This window comes from Paroceanicella profunda (genome assembly GCF_005887635.2).
In the GTDB taxonomy this organism is placed as follows: Bacteria; Pseudomonadota; Alphaproteobacteria; order Rhodobacterales; family Rhodobacteraceae; genus Paroceanicella; species Paroceanicella profunda.
Genome location: NZ_CP040819.1, coordinates 545,001 through 568,466, shown reverse-complemented (window position 1 = coordinate 568,466; position 23,466 = coordinate 545,001). Strand labels below are relative to the sequence as shown.

Annotated in this window: 22 protein-coding genes (1 of these 22 cut by a window edge); 10 read left to right on the top strand and 12 right to left on the bottom strand. The window is 72.0% G+C overall.

Annotated elements, in window-relative coordinates:
* Nucleotides 1-263: 263 nt before the first annotated feature.
* The 6 genes from FDP22_RS20650 to FDP22_RS20625 all read right to left on the bottom strand — a co-directional run bounded on the left by FDP22_RS20650 (nt 264) and on the right by FDP22_RS20625 (nt 7,602).
* Nucleotides 264-1,742, bottom strand: a complete 1,479-nt coding sequence (locus FDP22_RS20650; protein WP_138574011.1) for an aldehyde dehydrogenase family protein — start codon at nt 1,740-1,742, stop codon at nt 264-266.
* 207 nt (nt 1,743-1,949) lie between these two features.
* Nucleotides 1,950-3,236, bottom strand: a complete 1,287-nt coding sequence (locus FDP22_RS20645) for a TRAP transporter large permease (RefSeq protein ID WP_138574013.1) — start codon at nt 3,234-3,236, stop codon at nt 1,950-1,952.
* Nucleotides 3,236-3,742, bottom strand: a complete 507-nt coding sequence (locus FDP22_RS20640; RefSeq protein WP_138574015.1) for a TRAP transporter small permease — start codon at nt 3,740-3,742, stop codon at nt 3,236-3,238. The genes FDP22_RS20645 and FDP22_RS20640 overlap by 1 nt, the downstream gene beginning before the upstream one ends.
* Before the next feature lie 530 nt (nt 3,743-4,272).
* A complete protein-coding gene (locus FDP22_RS20635) occupies nt 4,273-5,238 on the bottom strand; it encodes a TRAP transporter substrate-binding protein (protein ID WP_138574017.1) in 966 nt (321 codons plus the stop codon).
* Between the two features lie 374 nt (nt 5,239-5,612).
* Nucleotides 5,613-6,509 (bottom strand): L-threonate dehydrogenase, encoded by an 897-nt coding sequence (ltnD, locus tag FDP22_RS20630; RefSeq protein ID WP_138574019.1) that lies wholly within the window; start codon nt 6,507-6,509, stop codon nt 5,613-5,615.
* Between the two features lie 31 nt (nt 6,510-6,540).
* A complete protein-coding gene (locus FDP22_RS20625) occupies nt 6,541-7,602 on the bottom strand; it encodes a LacI family DNA-binding transcriptional regulator (RefSeq protein ID WP_138574021.1) in 1,062 nt (353 codons plus the stop codon).
* Nucleotides 7,603-7,769: 167 nt separating this feature from the next.
* Here FDP22_RS20625 and otnI point away from each other — a divergent pair, with 167 nt between their 5' ends.
* From otnI to FDP22_RS20605, 4 genes are all read left to right on the top strand, one after another.
* Nucleotides 7,770-8,555 (top strand): 2-oxo-tetronate isomerase, encoded by a 786-nt coding sequence (gene otnI, locus FDP22_RS20620; protein WP_138574023.1) that lies wholly within the window; start codon nt 7,770-7,772, stop codon nt 8,553-8,555.
* 164 nt (nt 8,556-8,719) lie between these two features.
* On the top strand, nt 8,720-9,589 hold the full coding sequence (locus FDP22_RS20615; RefSeq protein ID WP_138574115.1) for an NAD(P)-dependent oxidoreductase: 870 nt from the start codon (nt 8,720-8,722) through the stop codon (nt 9,587-9,589).
* An 844-nt stretch (nt 9,590-10,433) separates the two neighbouring features.
* The gene (locus FDP22_RS20610) at nt 10,434-10,910 is read left to right on the top strand and encodes an RNA chaperone Hfq (RefSeq protein WP_138574025.1); all 477 of its coding nucleotides are present in this window, start codon (nt 10,434-10,436) and stop codon (nt 10,908-10,910) included.
* 312 nt (nt 10,911-11,222) lie between these two features.
* Nucleotides 11,223-12,248 (top strand): glycosyltransferase, encoded by a 1,026-nt coding sequence (locus FDP22_RS20605; protein ID WP_170317815.1) that lies wholly within the window; start codon nt 11,223-11,225, stop codon nt 12,246-12,248.
* An 8-nt stretch (nt 12,249-12,256) separates the two neighbouring features.
* Here FDP22_RS20605 and FDP22_RS20600 read toward each other — a convergent pair whose 3' ends face one another.
* From FDP22_RS20600 to FDP22_RS20575, 6 genes are all read right to left on the bottom strand, one after another.
* A complete protein-coding gene (locus tag FDP22_RS20600; RefSeq protein WP_239031976.1) occupies nt 12,257-13,558 on the bottom strand; it encodes a GGDEF domain-containing protein in 1,302 nt (433 codons plus the stop codon).
* A 488-nt stretch (nt 13,559-14,046) separates the two neighbouring features.
* On the bottom strand, nt 14,047-15,507 hold the full coding sequence (locus FDP22_RS20595; RefSeq protein ID WP_138574029.1) for an aldo/keto reductase: 1,461 nt from the start codon (nt 15,505-15,507) through the stop codon (nt 14,047-14,049).
* A gap of 15 nt (nt 15,508-15,522) precedes the next feature.
* A complete protein-coding gene (locus tag FDP22_RS20590; RefSeq protein ID WP_138574031.1) occupies nt 15,523-16,515 on the bottom strand; it encodes a branched-chain amino acid ABC transporter permease in 993 nt (330 codons plus the stop codon).
* On the bottom strand, nt 16,512-17,423 hold the full coding sequence (locus tag FDP22_RS20585) for a branched-chain amino acid ABC transporter permease (RefSeq protein WP_138574119.1): 912 nt from the start codon (nt 17,421-17,423) through the stop codon (nt 16,512-16,514). Before FDP22_RS20585 ends, FDP22_RS20590 begins: the two co-directional genes overlap by 4 nt.
* Complete coding sequence (locus tag FDP22_RS20580; RefSeq protein ID WP_138574033.1) at nt 17,423-18,157, bottom strand: ABC transporter ATP-binding protein; 735 nt, start codon at nt 18,155-18,157, stop codon at nt 17,423-17,425. The genes FDP22_RS20585 and FDP22_RS20580 overlap by 1 nt, the downstream gene beginning before the upstream one ends.
* Nucleotides 18,154-18,924, bottom strand: a complete 771-nt coding sequence (locus FDP22_RS20575; protein WP_138574035.1) for an ABC transporter ATP-binding protein — start codon at nt 18,922-18,924, stop codon at nt 18,154-18,156. The genes FDP22_RS20580 and FDP22_RS20575 overlap by 4 nt, the downstream gene beginning before the upstream one ends.
* Nucleotides 18,925-19,095: 171 nt before the next feature.
* Here FDP22_RS20575 and FDP22_RS20570 point away from each other — a divergent pair, with 171 nt between their 5' ends.
* The 6 genes from FDP22_RS20570 to FDP22_RS20545 all read left to right on the top strand — a co-directional run.
* On the top strand, nt 19,096-19,827 hold the full coding sequence (locus FDP22_RS20570; RefSeq protein WP_138574037.1) for a GntR family transcriptional regulator: 732 nt from the start codon (nt 19,096-19,098) through the stop codon (nt 19,825-19,827).
* Nucleotides 19,824-20,174, top strand: coding sequence for a TIGR04076 family protein (locus FDP22_RS20565; protein ID WP_138574039.1), 351 nt, complete (start codon nt 19,824-19,826; stop codon nt 20,172-20,174). Before FDP22_RS20570 ends, FDP22_RS20565 begins: the two co-directional genes overlap by 4 nt.
* The gene (locus FDP22_RS20560; protein ID WP_138574041.1) at nt 20,171-21,244 is read left to right on the top strand and encodes an aldo/keto reductase; all 1,074 of its coding nucleotides are present in this window, start codon (nt 20,171-20,173) and stop codon (nt 21,242-21,244) included. Before FDP22_RS20565 ends, FDP22_RS20560 begins: the two co-directional genes overlap by 4 nt.
* Nucleotides 21,244-21,810, top strand: coding sequence for a DUF4440 domain-containing protein (locus tag FDP22_RS20555; RefSeq protein ID WP_138574043.1), 567 nt, complete (start codon nt 21,244-21,246; stop codon nt 21,808-21,810). Before FDP22_RS20560 ends, FDP22_RS20555 begins: the two co-directional genes overlap by 1 nt.
* A gap of 50 nt (nt 21,811-21,860) precedes the next feature.
* Complete coding sequence (locus FDP22_RS20550; protein WP_239031998.1) at nt 21,861-23,087, top strand: ABC transporter substrate-binding protein; 1,227 nt, start codon at nt 21,861-21,863, stop codon at nt 23,085-23,087.
* A gap of 127 nt (nt 23,088-23,214) precedes the next feature.
* Nucleotides 23,215-23,466, top strand: the 5' end (the start) of a protein-coding gene (locus tag FDP22_RS20545) for a capsular polysaccharide export protein, LipB/KpsS family (protein WP_138574047.1). The gene runs 858 nt beyond the window's last position; the window shows 252 of its 1,110 coding nt (coding positions 1-252); it begins with the start codon at nt 23,215-23,217; its stop codon lies off the right edge, out of view.

Here is a 23,466-nt window from a genome sequence, read left to right as displayed (position 1 = left end):
CCCTCCGCTGACCGGCCCGCCGGGGCGCAATCATCGTCCCGGACACCCCGCTGCCACCCGGTCAGGCCGACGGTCCGGGGACCGTGTGATCCCCGCGCAGGTCCCCGTGCAGAAAACAGGGCGAACATCCGGGGCCCGGTGCCGGAGATGTACAAATCCGTTCCTCAACTCCATACGAAACCTGAGACGATAGTAGTTTAGCATCAGGTGATTGCATCTGTCAGTTGAAGAATCCGGTCGTTCACTCCGGGCCGCGGCGCCGGTCAGCCGTGGTCGATCATCACCGTCTTGAGGCGGGTGAGATCCTCCAGCGCGGCCAGCCCCTTCTCCCGCCCGTGTCCGGACTTGCCCACCCCGCCGAACGGCAGTTCCACGCCGCCGCCGGCACCGTAGGTGTTCACGAACACCTGCCCCGAGCGCAGCGCGCGGGCGACGCGCATCTGGCGCGCGCCGTCCCGGGTCCACACCGAGGAGACCAGCCCGTAGGCGGTGCCGTTGGCGATGGCGATGGCCTCGGCCTCGGTTTCGAACGGGATCAGCGCCAGCACCGGGCCGAACACCTCCTCGCGCGCCAGCTCATGCTCCGGCGGCACGGGCCCGAAGACATGCGGGGCCACGTAATGCCCCGTTGCCGGTGCCTTGGGAGAGACCTGCCCGCGCCCCACGAGCGGCACGCCATCCGCCTCGGCGCGGGCGAGGAAGCCCTCCACCCGGGTCTTCTGGCGGGCATTCACCAGCGGCCCCAGGTCGCACTCCAGCCAGTAGGGCCCGGCGGTGAGCGCCTCGAAGGCGGCCCCCAGCGCGGCGGACACCCGCTCCCAGGCGGCGGCCTCCACCAGCACCCGCGCGCCGGCCGAACAGGTCTGCCCCGCGTTCTGCACGATGGCCTTCACCAGGATGGGCAGCGCGCGCTCCATGTCCGCGTCGGCGAAGACGATCTGCGGAGACTTGCCGCCCAGCTCCATCGTGCAGCTGGTATAGGTGCGCGCCGCGGCCACCTGCACCACCGTGCCGGTCTCCGGCGAGCCGGTGAAGGCGATGTGGTCCAGCCCGGGGTGCTGGGCGAGGGCCGCGCCGGCCTCGTGGCCATAGCCGGTCACCAGGTTGATCACCCCGTCCGGCACCCCGGCGCGGACGGCGAGCGCACAGAGCAGCAGCACCGAGAGGCAGCCGTCCTCCGCGGGCTTGACCACCAGCGTGTTGCCGGCGGCGAGATTGGCGGCGATCGAGCGCGCGCCCATCTGCGCGGGGTAGTTCCACGGGATGATCTGGCCCACCACGCCATGCGGCTCGCGCAGGGTGAAGGCCAGGAACTCGGGCGGCAGGGGAATGGTCTCGCCGCCGATCTTGTCCGCCGCGCCGGCGTAGAACTCGAAGTAGCGGGCGGCCACGTCGATGTCGGCCAGCGCCTGGGCCATCGGCTTGCCGATGTCGCGGGCCTCCAGCTCGGCCAGAAGCTGGCGGTTGTCCAGCATCAGCCCGCGCAGCGCCATCAGCCGGCGGCCGCGCTCGAAGCCGGGCATCCGCCCCCAGGGGCCGGTCTCGAAGGCGGCGCGGGCGGAGGCCACGGCCGCGTCGATATCGGCAGCGGACCCCGCCGCCAGCCGGGCGACCCGGGTGCCGTCCGAGGGGCTGAGCGCCTCGAAGGTGGCGTCGGACGCCGCCCTCCGCCAGCTGCCGTTCACGAGGCAGGACTGGCCGGAGATGATGGTGGCGAGCAGGTCGGAGGCGAATGTTGGCATCGGTTCGGGTCCTTGGAGCAGACGGGTCGGGAAGAGCGCGCGGCAGGGCAGGGCGTCGTGGGCGGCAGCCCGGCGGGGCGGTCCGGCGGACGGCCCCGCCGGGGGAAGGCAGGTCGGGCGCCGGGGGGCCGGCGCAGGGTCGGTCGTCCGGCCCGCCGGACGGCGGGCCGCAGGGTCATCGGGCCCGCCTTCGGGCGGGCCGCGCGGTCAGCCCGGGCTGCCGCTGAGCAGGCGCACCGGCCAGAGGGCGATATCGGGGATGTACGTCACCAGCATCAGGCAGGCAAACACCACGAGCACAAACCACAGCAGCTGCGGCACGATCTTCTCCATGGGAATGCGCGCCACGGCGCAGGCGGCGAACAGGTTCACCCCCAGGGGCGGCGTGAACATTCCCAGCGCGAGGTTCACCACCACGATCACCCCGAAATGCACCGGGTCCACTCCGTAATGCACGGCGATGGGCGTGAAGATGGGCGCGAGCACCAGGATGGCGGCGGAGGTTTCGATGAACATCCCGATCAGCAGCAGCAGCACGTTCACCGCCAGCAGGAAGGAGAGCTTGCTCTCGAACACGCCGGAGACCCAGGCCGCCACCTCGCGCGGCAGCCCCGAGCGCGAGATGAGGAAGGAGAACAGCGCCGCCGCCGAGATGATCAGCATGATGGCGGAGGTGGAGACCACCGTGCGCCGCAGGATGCCCGGCAGGCTGGAGAGCGGCAGCTCGCGGTAGATCACGATCCCCACCAGCAGGGCGACGAACACCGCCACGGCGGAGGCCTCGGTGGGCGTGAAGATGCCCGAGTAGATGCCCCCGATGATCGCCACCGGCACCATGAGCGCGGGCAGCGCGCGGGTGACGGCGGGGCCGATGCCCGGCCGGTCGTCCCCGTCGTCGCGCCCCAGCCCCTTGATGCGGCAGATCACCAGCACGGTGAGCATCAGCGCGCCGGCCACCAGCAGGCCCGGCCCGATGCCGGCGAGGAACAGCTGGCCGATCGAGGTTTCGGTGGAGACACCGTAGAGGATGAGCGGGATGGAGGGCGGGATCAGCACCCCCAGCTCCGCCGAGCTGGCCTGGATGGAGGCGGCCATCGCGGTGGGGTAATTGTGCTTCACCATGGCCGGGATCAGGATGGAGCCGATGGCGAAGGTGGTCGCCACGCTGGAGCCGGAGACCGAGGCGAAGATCATGCAGGTGAGCACGCAGGTACAGGCCAGCCCGCCCTGCACGCCGCCCACGATGGATTTCGCGAGGTCCACCAGCCGGGCCGAGATGCCGCCCGCCGACATCAGGTTGCCGGCCAGGATGAACAGCGGGATGGCCATGAGCGGGAAACTGTCGATGCCCGCGAACATGCGCTGCGGGATCAGCAGCAGCGGCAGGCGGCCGTGCACCTCGATGCCCACGATGCTGGCCAGCCCGATGGACACCGCGATCGGCACCCCGAGCAGGAAGAAGATGACCAGCGAGACGGCGATGGCAGCATTCATCAGTAGGCCTCCGGCGCGGGGTCGGAGCGGTGCTCCTCGCCCGAAAGTTCGCGCACCAGGCAGCCGGCGAGCGCGATCAGGGTGAACACCGCGCCCACGGGCAGCGCCACGTAGACCCAGGCGATGGAGACCTCCACGCCGGCCAGTGTCTGGCGGGCCACGCGGCCGGTCATCCCGATGCCCTGCCACAGCAGCACGAGGAAGAACAGGATGGACAGCCCGTAGGCAAGGCAGAAGAGCGCGCGCGCGGGGCGCGGCGGCAGCGCGGCCTGGACCATCTCCACCGCGATCATGCTGCCCTGCCGGAAGGCGGGCGCGACCCCGAGGAACACCGCCCAGATCATCGCCGAACGAGTGACGACCTCGGACCAGGTGGAGGGCTGGTCGAACACGAAGCGGGTGACGACCTGGTAGAAGGCGAGGCAGGCGGCGAGGATGAGAAAGGCGATGGCGCCGGTCATGGCGAGCCCGGTGGTCCAGCGTTCGAAGGATCGGAAGATGCGCATGTGCAAGCCTGGGTGACGGAGGAAGAGACGGGCGGAGAAGCGGGCGGACGGAAGACGGGCGGACAGCGGGGCCGGGAGGCGGAGGCGGCTGGCCCGGGCGGCCGGCCGGCAGGCTGGCCGGAGGCGGACCGCCGGTGGCATGGGACCGGCGGCGCGCCGCCGCCGACCCCGTCGTTTCGCGTGCGAAACCCGCGGGCCGGAGCCGGGGGTGGTCGCCCCGCACGGCGCCTGCCGGTCCCTCCGGCGGAGAGGCCCCGCCAGGGGGACCGGCGAAGCGCCTTCCGGCAGCGGAGCACCCACCTGTGGGGTACCTTCCGGCGAAACGCCTTCGGGCGAGACGCCTTCCGGCAGCGGAGCACCCTCGGCGGGGCACCTTCGGGCGAGACGCCCTCCGGCGGAGCGCCGGGATGGCGGGCCCTGCGTCCCGCCCCCTTGCCCTGCGGCGGGGAGCGGCGCCTGCCGGCGGAGGCCTCCGCCGGCAGGCGGATCGGGCCGGGTCCGGGCCTGGGGGCCGGCTGGCCGCTCCGGGGTTACTGCACGGCCTTGATGCGCTCGATCATCTCGGTGCCGTACTGGTCGGTGTAGACCGAGTAGGCCTTCTCGGCGAGGGCGGCGAACGGGGCCTTGTCGATGTCCGTGGTCACGGTCATGCCCTTCTCGCGCAGCAGGGCGACACCGGCGTCCTCCAGCCGGTTCACCTCGGCGCGGGTGGCGGCGGCGGAGGCCTTCGCGGCCTCGTGGAACCAGCCCTTCTCCTCGTCCGAGAGCCCGTCCCAGAGGACCGGCGAGGCGAGGATCGCCACCGGCGAATACACGTGCCCGGTGAGGCTGAGGTAATCCTGCACTTCCCAGAACTTCGTCGCGGTGATCACGGTGATCGGGTTCTCCTGCCCGTCCACCACGCCTTGCTGGAGGGCGGTGAACAGCTCGGGGAAGGCCATCGGCGTGGGCGAGGCGCCCATGTCGGTGAAGGCGGCCATGTGGACCTTGTTCTCCATGGTGCGCAGCTTCAGGCCCTGGAGGTCCTCCGGCGTGGCGATGGCGTGGCGCGAGTTGGTGATGTGGCGGAAGCCGTTCTCCGACCAGGCGAGGCCGACGAGGTTGTTCTCGTCGATCTTGGCCAGCAGCTCGTCCCCGATCTCCCCGTCCAGCACCTTGCGGGCGTGGGCGTAGTCGCGGAACAGGAAGGGCAGGTCGAGGGCGTAGACCTCCGGCACGAAGTTGCCGAGCGGGCCGGTGGAGGTGATGACCACGTCCAGCGAGCCGATCTGCAGGCCCTCGATCATGTCACGCTCGCCGCCCAGCACGCCGGCGGGCGCCTGCTCGCCGGTCCATGCGCCGCCGGAAAGCTCGGTGAGCGTGTCGATGAAGGCCTGTGCACCCACGCCGTAGTGGGACTCCGGCGAGAGCGAGTGGCCGATGGTGATGCTCTGCTGGGCCGAGGCTGCACCGGCCATGAGCGCGGCGGCCGCGAGGCCCGCGAAAAGGTGTTTCATGATGTTCCTCCCGGAAAGGGTTTCTTGATTCTTGGGTGGTCTGCGGCGCCTGTCGCGGCCGTTCTGGTTCTGGGTCTCGTGCCCGGCCCCGGAGGGCCGGACTGCGAAGGCCGGCCCGGGGCGGGCCGGCGGTCAGGTCAGGCGAGGAGGGGGAGATCCGGTGACATGCCTGCGGCGCGAGAGACCCGCGGCGCCCGGCCGGCGGGCCTTTCCCCGGGCCCGAAACCGGCCCCGGACCTGGCCCGTGTCACTGGATTGCGATGCCTCCCCTGCGGCGTCTGCTGTGCGTCTGTCTCCGGTTCAGCCGGATGTGGGGCCGAGACTAGCCCGGCGATGACAGCGCTGTCAAACCCCGTTCTCGCGCGCGGCGCCCCTCAGGCCCTGTCGCCGGGCAGGGAGATGCCGGAGAGCTTCTGGTAGACCTTGATGACGGCGGAATCGTCCTCGCGCCCGTGGCCGGCGCCGGCGGCGGCGAGGTAGAGCTGGTGCGCCGCGGCCGAGAGCGGCAGCGGGAATCGCTCCGCGTGGCCCGCGCCCAGCACGATGCCGAGATCCTTCACGAAGATCTCCACCGCCGAGCGCGGGGAGTAATCGCCCTCGATGATGTGCGGCACCCGGTTCTCGAACATCCAGGAATTGCCGGCGGCCTTGGTGATCACCTCGTAGGTCTGCTTCAGGTCGAGGCCCGAGCGGGCGGCCAGGGCCATCGCCTCGGCCGCCGCGGCGATGTGCACGCCGGCGAGAAGCTGGTTGATCATCTTCATCGCCGAGCCGGGGCCGGCCGTGTCCCCCAGCCGGAACACGGTCTCGGCCACGGAACCGAGCGCGGGCTGCGCCGCCTCGAAGGCCGCGGCGGAGCCGGAGGCCATGATGGTGAGCTTGCCCTCGGCCGCCTTCACCGCGCCGCCGGAGATCGGCGCGTCGAGGTAGAGTGCGCCGGCCTCCTCGATGCGCGCGGCGGTGGCGCGGGCCACCGCGGGGTCCACCGTGGGGCAGGCGGCGAAGACGGTGCCGGGGCGCAGCGCCGCGGCCACGCCGCCTTCGCCGAAGAGCACGCTCTCCATCTGGGCCGCGTTCACCACGACGCAGAACACCACCTCCGCCTCCGCGACGGCTTCCGCCGGGCTGGCGGCAGTCTTGCCCCCGGCCTCGGTGAAGCGGGTGCGCGCGGCCTCCGCGATGTCGAAGCCGGTGGTCTCGTGGCCGCCGCGCAGGGCGGAGAGGGCCATGCCCATGCCCATGGCCCCGAGGCCGATTACCGTGACTTTCATTGCTGGTCTCCTTGGGTGTGGCGGCGCGGCGTCAGGCCGTCGCCCCCGGTATGAGGGTGAATCCCACGTCGGCCACCGGGTCCGGCGTCTCCCCCGCGAGGCGGGCGAGGATCATGTCCGCCGCGCGGCGGCCGATGTCGCGCCGGCGCGAGCCGATGGTGGTGAGCGGCTGGGGAAGCTGCTGGCCGATCTCCAGCCCGTTGAACCCGGCGATCGCCAGGTCCCCGGGCAGGGAGATGCCGGCGGCGAGGCAGTGGAACACCCCGCCTGTGGCCATGTCGTCATTGGAGAAGAACACCGCCTCGGGGCGCGCGCGCTCCAGGAGCTGCGCCAGCGCCGCGCGCCCGGCCCCCACGGAGGAGGGCGTGCCGGAGAGGCATTCCTGCGCCTCCGGCAGCCCGGCGGTGGCAAGGGCGTGGCGAAAGCCGTCGCGGCGCTGCGCGGCGCGCTCGTCCGCGCCGAGGTCATGCCCGACATAGCCGAAGCGCCGGTAGCCCCGGCCGATCAGGTGCCGGGCCATCGCCGCCCCCGCCGCGCGGTGCGAGATGCCCACCGCCATGTCCACCGGGGGCGTGTCCACGTCCATCACCTCCACCACGGGCACGCCGCCTGCGCCGAGCATCGCCCGCGTGGCCGCGCTGTGACGGGTGCCGGTGACGATCAGCCCCGCCGGGCGCCAGGCCAGGAGGCTGGCGAGCAGGTGCTCCTCGCGCTCCGGCTGGTAATGGGTGATGCCGAGCACCGGGTGGAAGCCGCGCGCCTCCAGGCTGTCCTCGATGCCGTTGAGCACGTCGGGGAAGACGATGTTTCCCAGCGAGGGCAGCAGCACGCCGATCTGGTTCGAGCGGTGCCCGGCCAGCGACCCCGCCAGCCGGTTGCGCACGTAGCCGGTCTCCCGCACCGCCTCGCGCACCCGCGCCTCGGTGGCGGCCGAGACGTTGCCCGCCCCGCGCATCACCCGCGAGACGGTGATCTCCGACACGCCGGCGCGCGCCGCGACCTCGGCCAGGGTGGGGCCGGCGGAGGCGTCGGGGCGCAGCCTGCGCCGGCGGGGCGCGGGCTGGTCGTCCGGCTGGGGGTCGGGTCCTGTCATCTCGTTCCGAGGTTGGGTTCCGGGGGCCCTTCCGGGCTGTTTCCGGGCCGGGCCGGCGCGCCGTTCCCGGCGACCGGAACGGAGGCTATCGCAGGATGACAGCGCTGTCACCATGGTTTATCCTGCCCCGGACACCGCCCCCCCAAGCCAAGTGGAATCGTCGACCCATGCCCCTTTTTGCTGCAAATCTGACCATGATGTTCACTGAAAAGCCGTTCATGGAGCGCTTCGCGGCCGCGGCCGCGGCCGGCTTCCGGGAGGTGGAGTACCTGTTCCCCTATGACCATTCTGCCGAGGCCATCGCCGCGGCGCTGGAGGTGAACGGGCTGCGCCAGGCCCTGTTCAACTGCCCGCCGGGAGACTGGGAGGCCGGCGAGCGGGGTCTGGCCTGCCTGCCCGGGCGGGAGGCGGAGTTCGAGGCCAGCCTCGACACCGCGCTGGCCTATGCCGAGATCATCGGCGTGCCCCGGCTGCACCTGATGGCGGGGCTCGGCTCCGCGGCGGACCCGGAGCAGCGCGCCACCTACCTGCGCTCCGTGGCCCGGGCCGCCGAGCGGCTGGACGCGGCCGGCCTGCAACTGGTGCTGGAGCCGATCAACCCGATCGACATGCCGGGCTATTTCCTGAACGATTTCGACCTCGCGGCCGCGATCATCGCCGAGGTGGGGGCGCCCAACGTCGCCCTGCAGTTCGATTTCTACCATTGCCAGCGCATCCACGGCGACCTGTGCCGGCGCTTCGGGGAGATGGCCGCCATCACCGGCCATGTGCAAATTGCCGGGGTTCCGGGCCGGCATGAGCCGGACGTGGGCGAGATCCGCTACGACACGGTGTTCGCGCTGCTCGACCGGCTGGATTATCGCGGCGCGGTGGGCTGCGAATACCGCCCCGCCGGCGAGACGGAGGCCGGGCTCGGCTGGTTCCACCCCTGGCGCGCGCCGGTGCGGGCCTGAGCCGCGCCGCCGGTGCGCGGGCGGGAAACGCGTGAGCCGGGAGGCGCATCCGCCCGGGAGCCGCGCTTGACGCGGCGTCCGGAGCGGGGCACCACCCGGGGTGGCAGGGCCCGGCGGGCCCTGCGCGGACAAGATCATCGAGGGGAGGAGCGGCAATGCCCGCACTGGAGAAAATCGGCCTGATCGGCGTCGGCCTGATGGGCCATGGCATCGGTCTCAACGTGGCGAAGGGCGGGCGGCAGCTGAGCTGGCTCGACCATCCGGGCAACCAGCCCACGGAGGACCTGGCGGCCCTCGGCGCGCGGAAGGTCTCCGATCTCGCCGGCCTGGCGGCGGCGAGCGACGCGATCATACTCTGCGTCACCGGCAGCCCGCAGGTGGAGGCGATCGTGCTGGGGGAGGACGGGTTGCTGCCGCATCTGGGCGCGGGCCAGGTGCTGATCGACTGTTCCACCGCCCGGCCGCGCTCCACCATCGAGGTGGCCGAGGCGGTGCGCGCCACCGGCTGCGCCTTCGTGGACGCCCCGATGACGCGCACGCCGAAGGAGGCGGCGGAGGGCCGGCTGAACCTGCTGGTGGGCGCCAGCGACGCGGATTTCGCCACCGTCCTGCCGCTGCTGCAGAGCTTTTCGGAGGTGGCCAAGCACGTCGGCCCCGTGGGCAGCGGGCACCAGATGAAGCTGCTGCACAATTACGTCTCCATCGGCTCGGCGGTGCTGATGGCCGAAGCCGCCGCCTGCGCGCGCAAGTGCGGGCTGGACGCGGAGGTGTTCTGCGAGGTGCTGCAGGAGGGCGGCGGCCGCGGCGCCACGCTGGAGCGGCTGCTGCCGTTCATCACCACCGGCGAGGTGGCGAACTTCCGCTTCAGCCTGTCGAACGGCGCGAAGGACCTGGGCTATTACGCGGCGCTGGCCGAGGGCGAGGGGGCGTCGGACGGCGTGGCCCGGGCGGTGCGCGCCCTGCTCGACGCCGAGATCGAGGCCGGGAACGGCGCGCGCATGATGCCCGAGCTGGTGGCCCTGCTGGACCGCTGAGAGGCATTGCGGGCGGTGGCGTGGAACGATGTCGCCGCCCGGATCGTTCGTCTTCGAAGATACCGGCGTGCAGGGCCCGTCCTGTCGGCCCTCCGCGGCCTTTTCGGCGCGGCGTGAAACTGAAAGCCGCCGCGAACCGGCGGCCTTGGCCCGAGGGGTGCGGCAGGGGCGACCCGCGCCGGCGCCCCGGGCTCTTCGACGTGACACGGGGCCGCCGTCTCAGGCTCCGCAAGGCGAATCGTCAATGCAGCGCGGGCAGAGGTGCCGGCGTCCGTCGCTCTCCGGCTCGGGGCAAGACGGTGGACCGCCGGGGATTTCCCGGGACATCACATTTCCGTGAGCGGCAATGTCCCGCGTCTCGAAGTTCATGTCCTTCGGGGATACTCGGAGGGCCGATCCCGGCAGGACGATGCGGGGAATCGGAGGCCCGGGCGGATGCGGAGCCGGTGTGGCCGCCGCGAGGGCGGCCGATGCGGACACCGGGGCAGGGGCGCGGAGCGTCCTCGCGCATGTGGAGGATCCGACGGCCCGAAGGATCCGGGCGACGGGCGGTGTCGAGGCGGTGAGTCGTGCCGCCCGGACAGCCCGAAGCGCCCTCGCCAACGTGGCCCGGCAGGGCCGCGCCAGCCGTCCCCGCAACCGGTTCGCACCTGCAAACCGGGCGTTGTGCGGGGCTTTGAAGCGTTCGACTGCGGAGAGACAGCCGCTCCGGCGCTGTTTTGCGAATTTTGCGGCAAGGTGATGCTGCAATGCAACAACAGCCGGTGGATTCTCCGCTAGATTGGTATAGACAGCCGGGGTGCCGGATACCCCGGCGCGAACAGTGAGAAAGACGCCAGGCCGCATGACATCCGCCTCCGACAAACCCGCCTCCGAAAAGCTGCGCCTGCGAACCACACCGGTCGAGGAGGCTGCGGACGCCACCGCCGAGCCCCAGGCCACGGCGCCGCAGGCTGCGGGCGAGCCCGTGGCCGAGAAGCCCGAGTGGCCGGACAAGCCGTTGCAGGAAGCTTTCCTCTCCGAGCTGCGCGACAACGGCACGCCGGTCTCGCTCTTCCTGATCGCCGGCGCCCGGCTGGAAGGCACGATCGCCGATTTCGACCGCTTCCAGGTGTTCGTGACCGGCCGTGGCACCACCCAGGCCGTGTACAAGGGCGCCATCGCCACCATCGTGCCGATCTCCGGCACCGGGGGCGGCGGGGGGCACAGCCCGCGCAGCGACGACCATCACGGTGGCCCGCGCCGCAGCGGCCCCGCGGGCCGGCACGGCGCCCCGGCGCGCACGGTGATCGTGGAGCGCAAGGGCCGCGGCCACCGCTGAGCGGGCCGCGGCCTCACCGGCCTGCCGCCCTGGCGGGCCGTCCGGCCCCGGCGCATGCCGGGCCTGCACGGGCGGACCGTTCCGGCAGGGAAACAATCGGGGGGTCGGTTAATCTAGATTAATGCGCCGTCCTGCGCGGGGAGACACTATCGCGGTTCCGCGGATGGGGGGAGTCTGTCCGTGGTACTGCCCGACCGGCCGCCGTGCGGCGGTCCCTCCGTACAGGAAGGTATCCATGATTCCGTCCCGCCTTGCGAACGACGGCAGGCATCGCCTTGCCGTCCCATGCCCTGCCGGGTGGAGCGCCGCCCGATGAGCTCGGTGGTCTTTCTCGACACGCTCTGCCCGTTTCCCTACGACGCCGCCACGGCGCAGCGCCGCGCGCTCGGCCCGGTGGAAACCACCGTGGTGCGGGTGGCCGAGGCGCTGGCGCGCCATCATTCGGTGACCGTGCACCAGCATTGCTGGACCGAGCGCACCGGGCTCGACACCGCCGTCGCCTATTCGGGGGTGGACGATGTGCCCAGCCTCGCCGGCCGGCTCACCTGCGATCACCTCGTGGTGCTGAACGCGCCGCATACGCTGGCCCAGGCCGCCCGTCGGTTCCGCGGCGGAAAGCTGTGGCTCTGGCTGCATCTCATGCCGGCGCGGCGCGGGGCGGCAGGGCTCGGGGCCTCGGTGATCGCGGCGGATGCCGGGGTGATCGTGCTGTCGGAACGCCAGGGCGCCGCGGTGGCCGCGCATGTCCGCGCAGAGGAGGGCATCGACCTCACCGCGCGGATCCGGGTGATTCCGCCGCCGGTGATCGTGCCGCCCCTGCGCGGCCCGCGGCCGGAGGTGAACCCGGACCGGCTGCTGTTCGCCGGCGGCCCGCATGAAGGGCTGGACGACGTGATCCGCGCCTTCGCCGCGGTTCAGGCGCGCCGGCCTTCCGCGCGGCTGGTGCTGGCGCATCCCGATCTCGCCCATTCCTACGCCTACGGGGACAACCCCGCCATCCGCAGCCTCGGCGCCCTGCCGCATGGCGAGATGGTGCGCTGCATGCGCGAGAGCTTCTGCCTGTTCCACGCCGAGGCGCGGCTGCCGCGCGCCTTCAGCCTCTCGCTCGCCGAGGCGGCGGTGCTGGGCGTGCCGGCCATCGCCCATGCCGGGCTCGGCGCGAATGACGAGGTGCTGGCCGACCCCCGGCAGCTGCTGGACGTGACCGATCGCGCGGCGGTGGCTGAGCGGCTGGAGGACTGGTGGCGCGAGGGCCGCCCGGTGCCGGCCCCACGGCCGGAATGGTCGCGCGTGAGCGTCGTGCAGCAGTGGCGCCGGATGCTGGCCGAGGCGGGCTGACCCCGGGGTCAGGGCTGCTGCAGGCCCGGTGTCGCGTGCCGGGTGGCCGCATGGAGGCGCGGCCCCACCGCGCGGTCGCGCCCGGCGCGCTTGGCCTCGTAGAGCCGCTCGTCCGCGCGCTGGAACAGGGCGTTGAGGTCGCTCCCGTCCGCCGGGCTCATCGCGAAGCCGATGCTGGCGGTGAGGTCGCTGTCCGCCGGGTGGCAATGGCCGGCGCGGATGGCGCGCAGGATCTGATCCGCCACTTCCGCGACCTCGGCGGCGGTGTGGTCCGCGAACAGCACCACGAATTCCTCGCCGCCGTAGCGGAAGGCGAGATCGCCCTCGCCAAGGCAGCTTTGCAGCGCGGCGGCGACGGCCTGCAGCGTCTGGTCGCCGGCGGCGTGGCCGTAGCTGTCATTCACCTGCTTGAAGCGGTCGACATCGGCGATGAGCAGCCCGAAGCTGCGCCCGTCCCGGGCGAGACGCGCCACGGTTTCCGCGCCCAGCGTCTCCAGCCGGGTGCGGTTCTGCAGCCCGGTGAGCGGGTCGCGCCCGGCCTGTTCGACCAGCGCGAGGTAGCGCTGCTGGTAGGTGAGCACCTCGAACACCTCGCCCAGGCGCAGGGGCGTGGGCACGCTCGTCGCCGGCTCGATCCAGCGCAGGTAGACCCCGGAGAGGCCGGAGAACAGGGCCGCCGCGACCATCTTGGCCATCCAGCCGCCGAAGAGCACCGGATAGGGCATGTCCATGATCACGTGCAGGGCGGCGAAGAAGCCGATCTGATCGAAGGTCAGCACCACGCTGGAGGCCAGCCAGATGCGCAGCACCGGCCGCGAGACCAGCCTGGCCAGGTGGTTGTAGAGCAGGATGATCATCAGGCAGTCGATGTAGAGCAGGGTGGAACCCCAGATCATCAACCAGCCCATCGTGTCCAGGAAGGGGAGATCGGGCAGGCTCGTGCCCGCGTCCGCGTTCAGCGCCGCGTGCAGCCGCAGCACGAACACGAGGCCGACGAGGAACAGGTTGCCCACCAGCAGCCCGTAGATCGGCTGGCGCACCACGGCGGCGTTCTCGCGCAGGTAGACGAGCAGCAGCAGCACCAGCTTGCCGGAGAACAGCACCGTGGAGCCGGGCGACAGCATGAAGCCGCCGGGCACACTGACGTAGAAGGTGGCGGCGAGGTAGGTCTCCAGGAAATGCATGGAGCCCAGAGTGCAGAAGAAGATGCCGCTTCCCAGCCAGTGGCGCACGCGGAACAGGAAGGCCATGACGCCGAAATAGAGCACTGCCTCCAGCAGAAGCATTGCGACGTTGAACTGCAGATCCATGGTGCGAATGCCCTGGCGCGGAACGGCCTTTCAAAGACTGTCTGAATCCGGCGAGATAAAAACATGTAACCAGAGCGTGCACAATGCGAGCCCTGCACCTGCGCTAAGTGCGCGAGGCGGACGGGCGTGTCAACTGCTGTGCCGGCGCGGCCCCGCGCCGGTACGGGCGGCGCGACCCGGGGGACGTTGCCTCCCCACGGGCGCGCGCGGAGCCTCGGCGGTGTTGTGGCAGGGGTGTCGCGGGCCGCCGGTGGCCCGGAACCGGCGGTCGGGCTGCGCGCGGGAGGAGGAGGGCGCGTGGCGCAGCGGGGCGATGTGGCGCGCGCCGCCGGCGGCCCGGTGCCGGCTGTCCGGCTGCGTGCCGGAGGAGGAGGACGTGTGGCCGGGCGGGGTGACGTGCCGCGGTCCGTCGGGCGCCCGCCCGGGCGTGGAGCCTGAGCGGGCGGGTGGTCGTCAGGCCGGCGCGGCGGGCCGGCGGGCCTGCCGCGTCAGTCGACGACGGCTTCGAGTTCGATCTCCACCTCGTAATCCCCCACGAGGTTTCCGGCCGCGAGCAGGGTGTTGGCCGGGCGGGTGTCGCCGAACACCCGGCCGTGGGCGCGCGACGGGCCTTCCCAGGCCGCCACGTCGCGCAGGTAGACCCGGGTGCGCACCACGTCGGCCATCGAGGCGCCGAGGGCGGAGAGGCTCGCGGCGATCTTGTCGAGGATGTAGGTGGTCTGGGCTTCCGCGTCGCCCGGGGCCACGCAGCGGTCCGTGCCATGGGTGGCGGTGGTGCCGGAGACCAGCACCCGGTTGCCCACCTGCACCGCGCGCGAGAAGCCGGCCAGCGGCTCCCAGATGCTGCCCGAGGACACGCGGCGGCGGCCCGGGCGGCCGGGCACCTCCTCGGCGGTGAACACGCCGGGGATGGCCTCCAGGTGGTGCGAGAGGTCGCCGGAGGCGGTGAGGAAGGGCGGCTTGCGGTACTCGTCGCCGCAATCGCCGGGGATGGGGGAGAGACCGGCGAAGGCCGCGCCGAGGGTGAGGCGGTCCGCGTCGTCCAGCGCGAAGCCGAACAGGCGCAGGTTGTCGGCGCGGTGTTCGCTCTCGCCCAGGCGCGCGCCGATGATCACCCCCGCCACCGCCGGGTGTTCGAGGATCCAGCGGGTGGCGACGTTGGAGAGCGACACGCCGTGGCGCTTCGCCACCGTGTCGAGCGCGCGCAGCAGGGCCTGGAAGGGCTCCCAGCCGCCGGCGGTGTCGATGAAGCGCTTGTATTTCATCCGGCTCCAATCGGCGATCTCCGCCGGCTCCGGCCGGCCCAGCCAGCGCTCGGAGAGGAAGCCGCCGCACAGCGTGCCGTAGGCGAGCAGCTTCACCCCGCGGCGGGCGCAGAGCTCGGAGAGCGCGCCGGCCGCGCGCCGGTCCACCGCCGAGAAGGACACCTGGTTGGAGACGATCGGGATGCCGTCCGCCAGGGCCAGGGCGAGGTGGGCGGCGTCGAAGTTGGTCACGCCGATCTCGCCGATCAGCCCCTCCGCGCGCAGTTTCGCCATCTCGTGCAGGGCGTCGAGCCAGGCCGGGTGCTCGAAGGTCCACCAGTGGAACTGCAGCAGGTCCACCTTCGCCACGCCCAGCCGGTCAAGCCGCTCCTGCACGCCGGCGCGCACGATCTCCGGGGTCATCGGGCCCGGTTCCGGGCACCACTTGGTGAAGGCCAGCGGGCGGGCGCCGGCGGGGTGGCGCGCCAGCATGCGCCCGGTGATCAGCTCGGCCGAGCCGTAGTGATCGGCCATGTCGAAGGTGGTGAACCCGGCGGCGGCATAGGCGTCGAGGTGGTCGGCGGCGGTGTCGAGCTCGAGGGCCGTGCCGTCCCGCTCGATGTCGGCCACCTGCCACAGGCCGGTGAGGGCGCGGCTGATGGTGAGGCTGCCGCCGAGGCGGGTGGTGTCAGGTGTCTGCGGCATGTCGGTATCCGGATCTTAGGGCGCGTCGGGCGGGGAGGAGGGGCCGGTTTCGGTGGCGGAGGGGCGGATGCGCCGCGAGACCGTGCGCATCTCGCGCAGGATGCCTTGCGGGCGCAGGAGCAGGATGGCGCAGAGCGCCACGCCGATGATCACGGTCTGCAGGGCGGCGGCGCGGGCCTGTTCGCCGGCGGGTGCCAGTGCCTCCACGACGGCGGAGGAGGCGGCCCAGATCGCCCAGACCAGCACCGCGCCGAGGATGGCGCCCCGGGTGTTGCCCGAGCCGCCGACGATCAGCATCGCCCAGACCTGGAAGGTGACCATGGGCAGGTAGTTCTCCGGCGCGATGAAGCCGATGAAATGCGCCTGCATCGCGCCGCCCAGGCCCATGATGGCCCCGCCGAGGGCGAAGGCCTCCACCCGGAAGCGGCGCGGGCTCTTGCCGAGGGCCTCGGCGGCGGTCTCGTCCTCGCGGATGGCGCGCAGCACGCGGCCCCAGGGGGAGCGGGCGAGGTGTTCGAGCACGAGGCAGAGCACCAGCACGGAGGCGGCGAGCAGCGCGAGGTTCGCCAGCCCGAAGGAAAGCGCCTGGCCCGCAAGGGCGCCGAAGGGCCGGGGGATCTGGCTCACCCCGAAGGGCCCGCCGGTGAGCGGCTGCAGGTTCAGCGCCGCGAGCTGCACGGTGACGGAGACGCCGAAGGTGGTGATGGCGAGGTAATCCGCCCGCAGGCGGATGGTGAGCCGGCCCACGGCCGCGGCCACTAGGCCCCCGGCGAGGAAGGCCGCGCCCCAGCCCGCCCAGATCGGCAGGCCGTAGCCGCCCAGCCAGCCCGTGGCCGGCGCCGCGGTGAGGAAGGCCGAGACATAGGCGCCCACGGCCACGAAGCCCGCCACGCCCACGTTGAAGAGCCCGGTCTGGCCCCATTGCACGTTCAGCCCCATCACGATCACCGCGTAGGTGAGGGCGACGGTGAGGAAGAAGGCGCCGTAGCTTGCCAGTTCCAGCATCACGCGGCCCTCCCGAACAACCCGCTCGGCCGGGCGAGCAGCACGAGGATGATCAGCACGAAGCCCACCGCCGCGCGCCATTCCGCGCCGATGAGATGCACGGCGAAAGCCTCGCAGATGCCCACGATCAGCCCGCCCAGCATGGCGCCGGGCACCGAGCCGATGCCGCCCAGGATGGCGGCGGCGAAGAGCGGCAGCAGCAGGTCGAACCCCATGTAGGGCCGGATCTGCACCAGCAGGCCCGACATGGTGCCGGCCGCGCAGGCGAGGGCGCCGCCCAGGATCCACACCACCCGGATGACCTTGCGCGTGTCGATGCCCACCAGGCCGGCGAGGGCCGGGTTCTCGCTCACCGCGCGCATGGCCCGGCCGATGCCGGTGCGGGTGAGCATCAGGTGCACCGCCAGCACCACCAGCGCGGTGAGCCCGAGCATCAGGAGCTGGTCGGGCGTGGCGCGCATGCCGGCGGGCAGGCGCATCGCGATCTGCAGCTCGGTGGTGTAATAGGCCGGCTTCGAAGTGTAGAGGAATTCGAGCCCCGAGCGCAGCGCCATGGAGGCGCCGAAGCTCGCCATCACCACGATGATCGTGCTCGCGCCGCGCCCGCGCAGCCGGCCGAACAGCACCGCGTCCACCGCCAGCGCCAGGGCCGCGGTGAGCAGCATGGCGATGAGCCCGGCCACCGGCAGCGCCCAGGTGAAGCTGAACGGATCGAGCGGCGGCAGGTGCGCGCCCGTGGCCGCCCCGATCAGCCCCGCCACGCTGAGCGAGAGATAGGCCCCCCAGGTGAGCAGCTCGCCATGGGCGAAATTCGCGAAGCGCAGGATGGAATAGGTGAGGGTGAGGCCGATGGCCCCGAGCCCGATCAGCGCCCCGGTGAGCGCGCCCTCGAGCAGGATCTGCGGTATCATCATGCGCGTGCTCTCCCGCCATGCCCCGCGCCGAGGAACAGCGCGCCGATCTCGGGGTCTGCCGCCAGTTCGGCCGCCGGCGCATCATGGCGCAGCCTGCCGTCGACAAGGATCACCGCGCGCGCGGCCACCTTCAGCGCCGCGCGCACGTTCTGCTCCACCAGCAGGATGGGCGTGCCGGCGGCGTTGATGCGCACCAGCGTCTCGAACACCTCCGAGACCGCCTTGGGCGAGAGGCCGGCGGAAGGCTCGTCGAGGATCAGCACCTGCGGCTCCACCAGCAGGGCGCGGGCGATGGCAAGCATTTGCCGCTGCCCGCCCGAGAGCCCGCCCGCGAGCGCGCCGGGTCGGTGGCCGAGGTCCGGGAACATCTCCAGCATCGCTCCGATGCGCCCGGCCCGGGCGGGGCGGGGCAGCACGGCGGCGGCGAGCTGCAGGTTCTCCCGGATGGTCATGGTGGCGAAGATGTTCTCGGTCTGCGGCACGAAGGCGAGGCCGCGGCGCAGCAGCGCGTGCGGGGGAAGGCCGGTCACGTTCGCGCCGCGCAGCGCCAGCGCGCCGGAGTGCACCGGAACCAGCCCGGCGATCGCCTTCACGAAGGTGGACTTGCCGGCGCCGTTCGGCCCCAGCACGGCCACGAAACCGCCCGGGGCGAGGGTGAAGTCGATGCCCTTGATGATCGGCAGGTCGCGCTCGTATCCGGCGACGAGGGCGGCGGTGGAGAGCGGGGTCATGCGCCCACCTCGCCCAGATAGGCCTCGATCACCTCGCGGTTGGCGAGGATCTGGGCCGGCGTGCCGGCGGCCAGCTCGCGGCCCGCCGCCATCACCACGATGCGCCCGCAGAGCCGGGCGATCATGTCCATGTTGTGCTCGATGAGCAGCACGGTGACGCCGCGGCGGTTGATCTCGAGGATGCGCTCGATGATCACCTCCAGCAGGGCGGGGTTCACGCCGGCGGCGGGCTCGTCGAGCAGCAGCACGGAGGGCTCGGCGATCATGGCGCGCGCGAGCTCCAGGAGCTTGCGCTGCCCGCCCGAGAGCACCCGCGCCGGCTCATGCGCGAGATGCGAGAGGGTGACGAACTCGATCAGCTCCAGCGCCCGCGCGGTGGCCCGGCGCTCCTCCGCCCGCACCCGGCCGGGGCGCAGGAAGTTCATCGCGACGGTCTCGCCGCTCTGGCCCTGCACGGCGGCGAGCACGTTTTCCAGCACGGTCATTCCGGCGAAGGGGCGGGGGATCTGGAAGGTCCGCCCCAGCCCGGCCCCGATGCGCGCCGTGGCCGGCAGCCGGTGCAGGGGCGTGGCGCCGAGCAGGATCTCGCCACTGTCGGGCTTCAGGCTGCCGGCGATCAGGTTGAACAGCGTGGTCTTGCCCGCCCCGTTCGGCCCGATCAGCCCGACGATCTCTCCCGCGCCCAGGGTGAGGGACATGCCGTCCACCGCCCGGTTGCCGCCGAAATGCCGCACCACGTCCCGGGCCTCCAGCACGGGCGCGGTCATGTCGGGCGGCGCCCGGGGCGCGGGGTGTCGGATCCCTGTGTCATCTGGCTTTTACTTTGTTTGATGTTTGATCAAAATAATCTTGATCACAAATCAAACCGGTATGTAAAGTCTTTCCTGAAGCGGGGCCCCGGGGCGGCGCCGCACCTGGAGAGGGAGGCCAGCCGAACCATGCCACGCAGGAAGGATCTGCCGGGCGACGCGCCGCCCGCACCGGGGCGGGAGCCGCTCAGCCCGGTGGGGCGGCGCACGGTGCAGGACGGGGTGTACACGGAGCTGCGCCGCTCGCTCATCCAGGGGCTGTTCGACCCCGGCGAGGTGCTGCGCATCGTCGATCTCTCGGAACGGCTGGGCACCTCGACCATGCCGGTGCGCGAGGCGCTGGCGCGGCTGATTTCCGAGCAGGCGCTGGAGCCGATGGCGAACCGCTCGGTGCGCGTGCCGCTCATCACCCGCGCGCGGCTGGAGGACCTGGCCCGCGCCCGCGCGCTGATCGAGGCGGAGGTGCTGGGGCTGGCCATGAGCCGCATCGGCGCGCAGGAGATCGACAGGCTGCGCGAGCTGACGGATGCCTGCGACGCCGTGCTCGCGATCCGGGACCAGGAGGTGTCCGGCGAGGCGGCGGACCTCAACCACGCCTTCCATTTCACCATCTACCGCGCCGCCGGTTCCGAGGTGCTGCTGCCGATCATCGAAAGCCTGTGGCTGCAGTCCGGCCCCTACCTGCGCGTCTCCGCGCGCCACTACGCGCCGGAGGTGGACGGTTCCGCCACGCATTTCCACCGCGAGATCACCGAGGCCATCGCCGCGCGCGACGCCGTGGCCGCCCGCGCGGCGCTGCGCGCGGACATCGGCCGCGCCTTCACCATCATGCGCCGGCATCTCACGGAGGAAACCGCATGAGCGACGACAGTTTCGAGCTCTACGACCTGCGCGTGGAGGTGGTGGCCCCGGAGAGCGCGCATCTCTACTGCGGCGCGACGCCGGGAGACCATTTCGAGCTGCGCGGCGAGATGCTGCACCTGCCGCCGGGGCAGGGCTTTTCCATCTACTCGCTGGCCGCGGTGCTGCCGCTGCTGGCGGCCAAGCAACGCGTGACCCATCCGCACGACTGGATGTCCACGGACGCCGAGGTGGCCTGCCCGGACCCGAACTGCCCCTCGCACCTGCGCATCACCCGCACCGGCATCCGGCGCTTCAGCCATGCCGAGACCACCGCCGTTCCCCTTGCCGAGAAGTCCGACACATGACCCTGCCCGACCTGTTGCCCGACACCCGCTTCCGGCTCGCGCCCGGGCACGAGATCTCCCGCGTCATCCGCGGCGGCTGGCAGCTGGCGGGCGGGCACGGCGCCATCGACGGGGCCCGGGCGGTGGAGGACATGATCGCCTTCGCCGATGCCGGCATCACCACCTTCGACTGCGCGGACATCTACACCGGCGTGGAGGAGCTGATCGGCCGCTTCCGCACCGAATACGCGAACCGCCGCGGCGCGGAGGCGCTGGCGCGCATCCGGGTGCACACCAAGATGGTGCCGGACCTCTCGCGCCTGTTCTCCGCCGACCGGGCCTATATCGCCGGGCTGATCGAGCGCTCGCTGGAGCGGCTGGGCATGGAGCGGCTGGACCTGGTGCAGTTCCACTGGTGGGATTACAACGCCCCGGGCTGGCTGGAGATCGCCTGCTGGCTGGCCGAGCTGCGCGCGGAGGGCAAGATCCGCACCCTCGGCGTGACCAATTTCGACACCGACCACCTGCGCGCCATGTGCCTGGCCGGCGTGCCCGTCGCCTCCGCGCAAGTGCAGTACTCGGTGCTGGACGCGCGGCCGGAGAAGCGCCTCACCGCGCTGGCGGCAGAGCACGGCTTCTCGCTGCTGTGCTACGGCACGGTGGCGGGGGGCTTCCTCTCCGAGCGCTGGCTGGGCGTGGCGGAACCGGCGGAGCCGCTGGAGAACCGCTCGCTCACCAAGTACAAGCTCATCATCGAGGACATCGGCGGCTGGGAGCTGTTCCAGGACATCCTGCGCGTGCTGAAATCCGTGGCGCAGGCGCATGGCACCGACATCGCCACCGTGGCGAGCGCGTACATGCTGGACCTGCCGGGCGTGGCGGCGGTGATCGTGGGGGCGCGCAACCGGGCGCATCTGGCGGGGAACCTCGCGGTGATGTCGCTGCGGCTGAGCGCGGCGGAACGCGCCGCCATCGCCGCCGTGCTGGGCCGGCGCAGGCCGCTGCAGGGCGACGTCTACTCGCTGGAGCGGGACCGCCACGGCCGCCACGGCAGCATCATGAAATACAACCTCAACGACGCGCCGCACTGATGACCGCGGCCGCGCCCTTCCCGGATTGCGCGCGGGCGGAGATCGCCGCCCGCCATGCCTTCTTCGCGGAATGGTTCACCGGCCGCGCGCCGCAGGCGGATCTCGCCCGGGCCCTCGCCGCCTTCGCGCCGGACTTCCGCCGCATCGCGCCGGATGGCGGGGTGCAGGACCACGCGGCCCTGCGCGCCAGCCTCGCCGCCGCGCGGGGGTGCCGGCCGGCGGGATATGCCATCCGGGCGGAGGACATCGCGCTGGTGTGGAACGGCCCGAAGGTGGCGCTGCTGACATACCTGGAACGGCAGGAGGGGCCGGGCGCGCCGGGCCCGCGCCGTGCCTCCGCGGTTCTCGCACCTTGCGCCGACGCCCCCTGCGGCGCGGCCTGGCTCTTCGTCCGGGAAACCTGGATCGGGGAGGGGGCGGCCCCCGTGGCCCCTCCGCTCAAGGGCGCAGCGCAAGCGCCCGCAGAAACCGGCCTGACCGGACAGTCTCAACAGGGAGGCGCAGCCGCGCCCTCCGCAAGGGGGTGCGCAGACACCCCGCCCCAGTGGAAAAGGGAACGACGATGATCAGAACCTCAGCGGCCGCCTCCGTCGCGGCCTGTGCCCTCGCCACCGCGATGAGCCTCACCGGCGTTTCGGCCGCGCGGGCCTGCGACGTGACCGTGGGCCTCGTGCTCGAGCTCACCGGCCCGGCCGGCCAGTACGGCCAGGCAGGTGCGAAATCCGTGGAGATGGCGTTCCGCGACCTCAACGAGGCCGGCGGCGTGAACGGCTGCACCCTGCTCGCCGACACCCGCGACAGCCAGAGCCAGGGCAACGTGGCCGTGGACCAGGCCACCCAGCTGGTGAACATCAAGAAGGTGCCGGTGATCATCGGCGGCATCATCTCCTCGGTGTCGCTGCCGATCCTCACCTCCGTCACCGCGCCTGCCGGCGTGGTGCAGGTCTCGCCCGCCTCCTCCTCGCCCACGCTCACCGCGCTCGCCCGCCAGGGCAAGACCAACGGGCTGTTCTTCCGCACCATCACCTCCGACGCCCTGCAGGGCACCGCGGCGGCGAAATACGCGATGGACCGCGGCCTCACCAAACTCGCCATCATCAACGTGAACAATGATTTCGGCGTGAACATGGCGCAGGAATTCGCCGCGACCTACAAGGCGCTCGGCGGCACCATCACCTCCGTCACCCCCTATAACGAGAAGCAGGCGAGCTATACCGCCGAGGCCTCCGCCGCCATGGCCGGAGACCCCGAGGCGCTCTACCTCATCTCCTACCCGGTGGACGGTGCGACCATCGCCCGGGCCTGGATCTCGCAGGGCGGGCCGCAGACCTTCCTGCTCAACGACGGCATGAACTCCTCCGATTTCATCGAGGCCGTGGGCGCGAAATACCTCGAGAATGCCTACGGCACCTCCTCGGGCACCAGCCCCACCGAATCCACAGAGTATTTCTACGCGACCTACAAGGATTTCTCCGGCGGCATCGAGCCGAGCGCGCCCGCGGCCGACCGCTCCTACGACGCCGGCGCCATCGTCGGCCTCGCCATCGCGCAGGCCGGCTCCGCCGATCCGCAGGCGATCAAGGCCGCGATTCCGCAGGTTGTCGCCGAGGGCGGAGAGCCGATCTACGCCGGGCCGGAGCAGTTCGCCCATGCGCTCGACCTCATCAAGCAGGGCAAGCCCATCCGCTATGAAGGCGTGATCGGCCCGGTGACCTTCGATGCCAACGGCGACATCACCGGCCCCTTCCGCCTGTGGAAGATCACCGGCGGCGAGATCGAGACCCTGGGCGAGATGTCGGCCGACGACGTGGCCGCCATCAAGGCCGAAGCCGGCGTGAAGTGACCTCCCGGCAGGAGCCGGGGCCTGCGCGCCCGGCCCTTGCCACGCCCGGGCGCGGGCTCTACATCTGGCCGGCCGCCGCCGGCGGCGTGTCTGGCCGCGCCCGCTGCGGCTTCCCGGAGGGCAGGACATGACTGCAGGGCCGTTTCGCCTGGCCGCCTACGCCCTGCGCGACGGGCTGATCCTCAGCGGCTTCTGCGCCACGCTGGCCCTGGCCCGGCTGCTGGCCGGGCCGCTGCGCCGCAGGGTGGCCCTGGGCCTGTTCATCAGCGCCAACAAGGGGCTGATCCTCGCACATGACGCGCCCGGCGCGCTGCGCCTGCGCGCCCGGATCCTGAAGGCCCGCGACCCCCGGCTGAAACTTTTCCACCGCCTGGGCGGC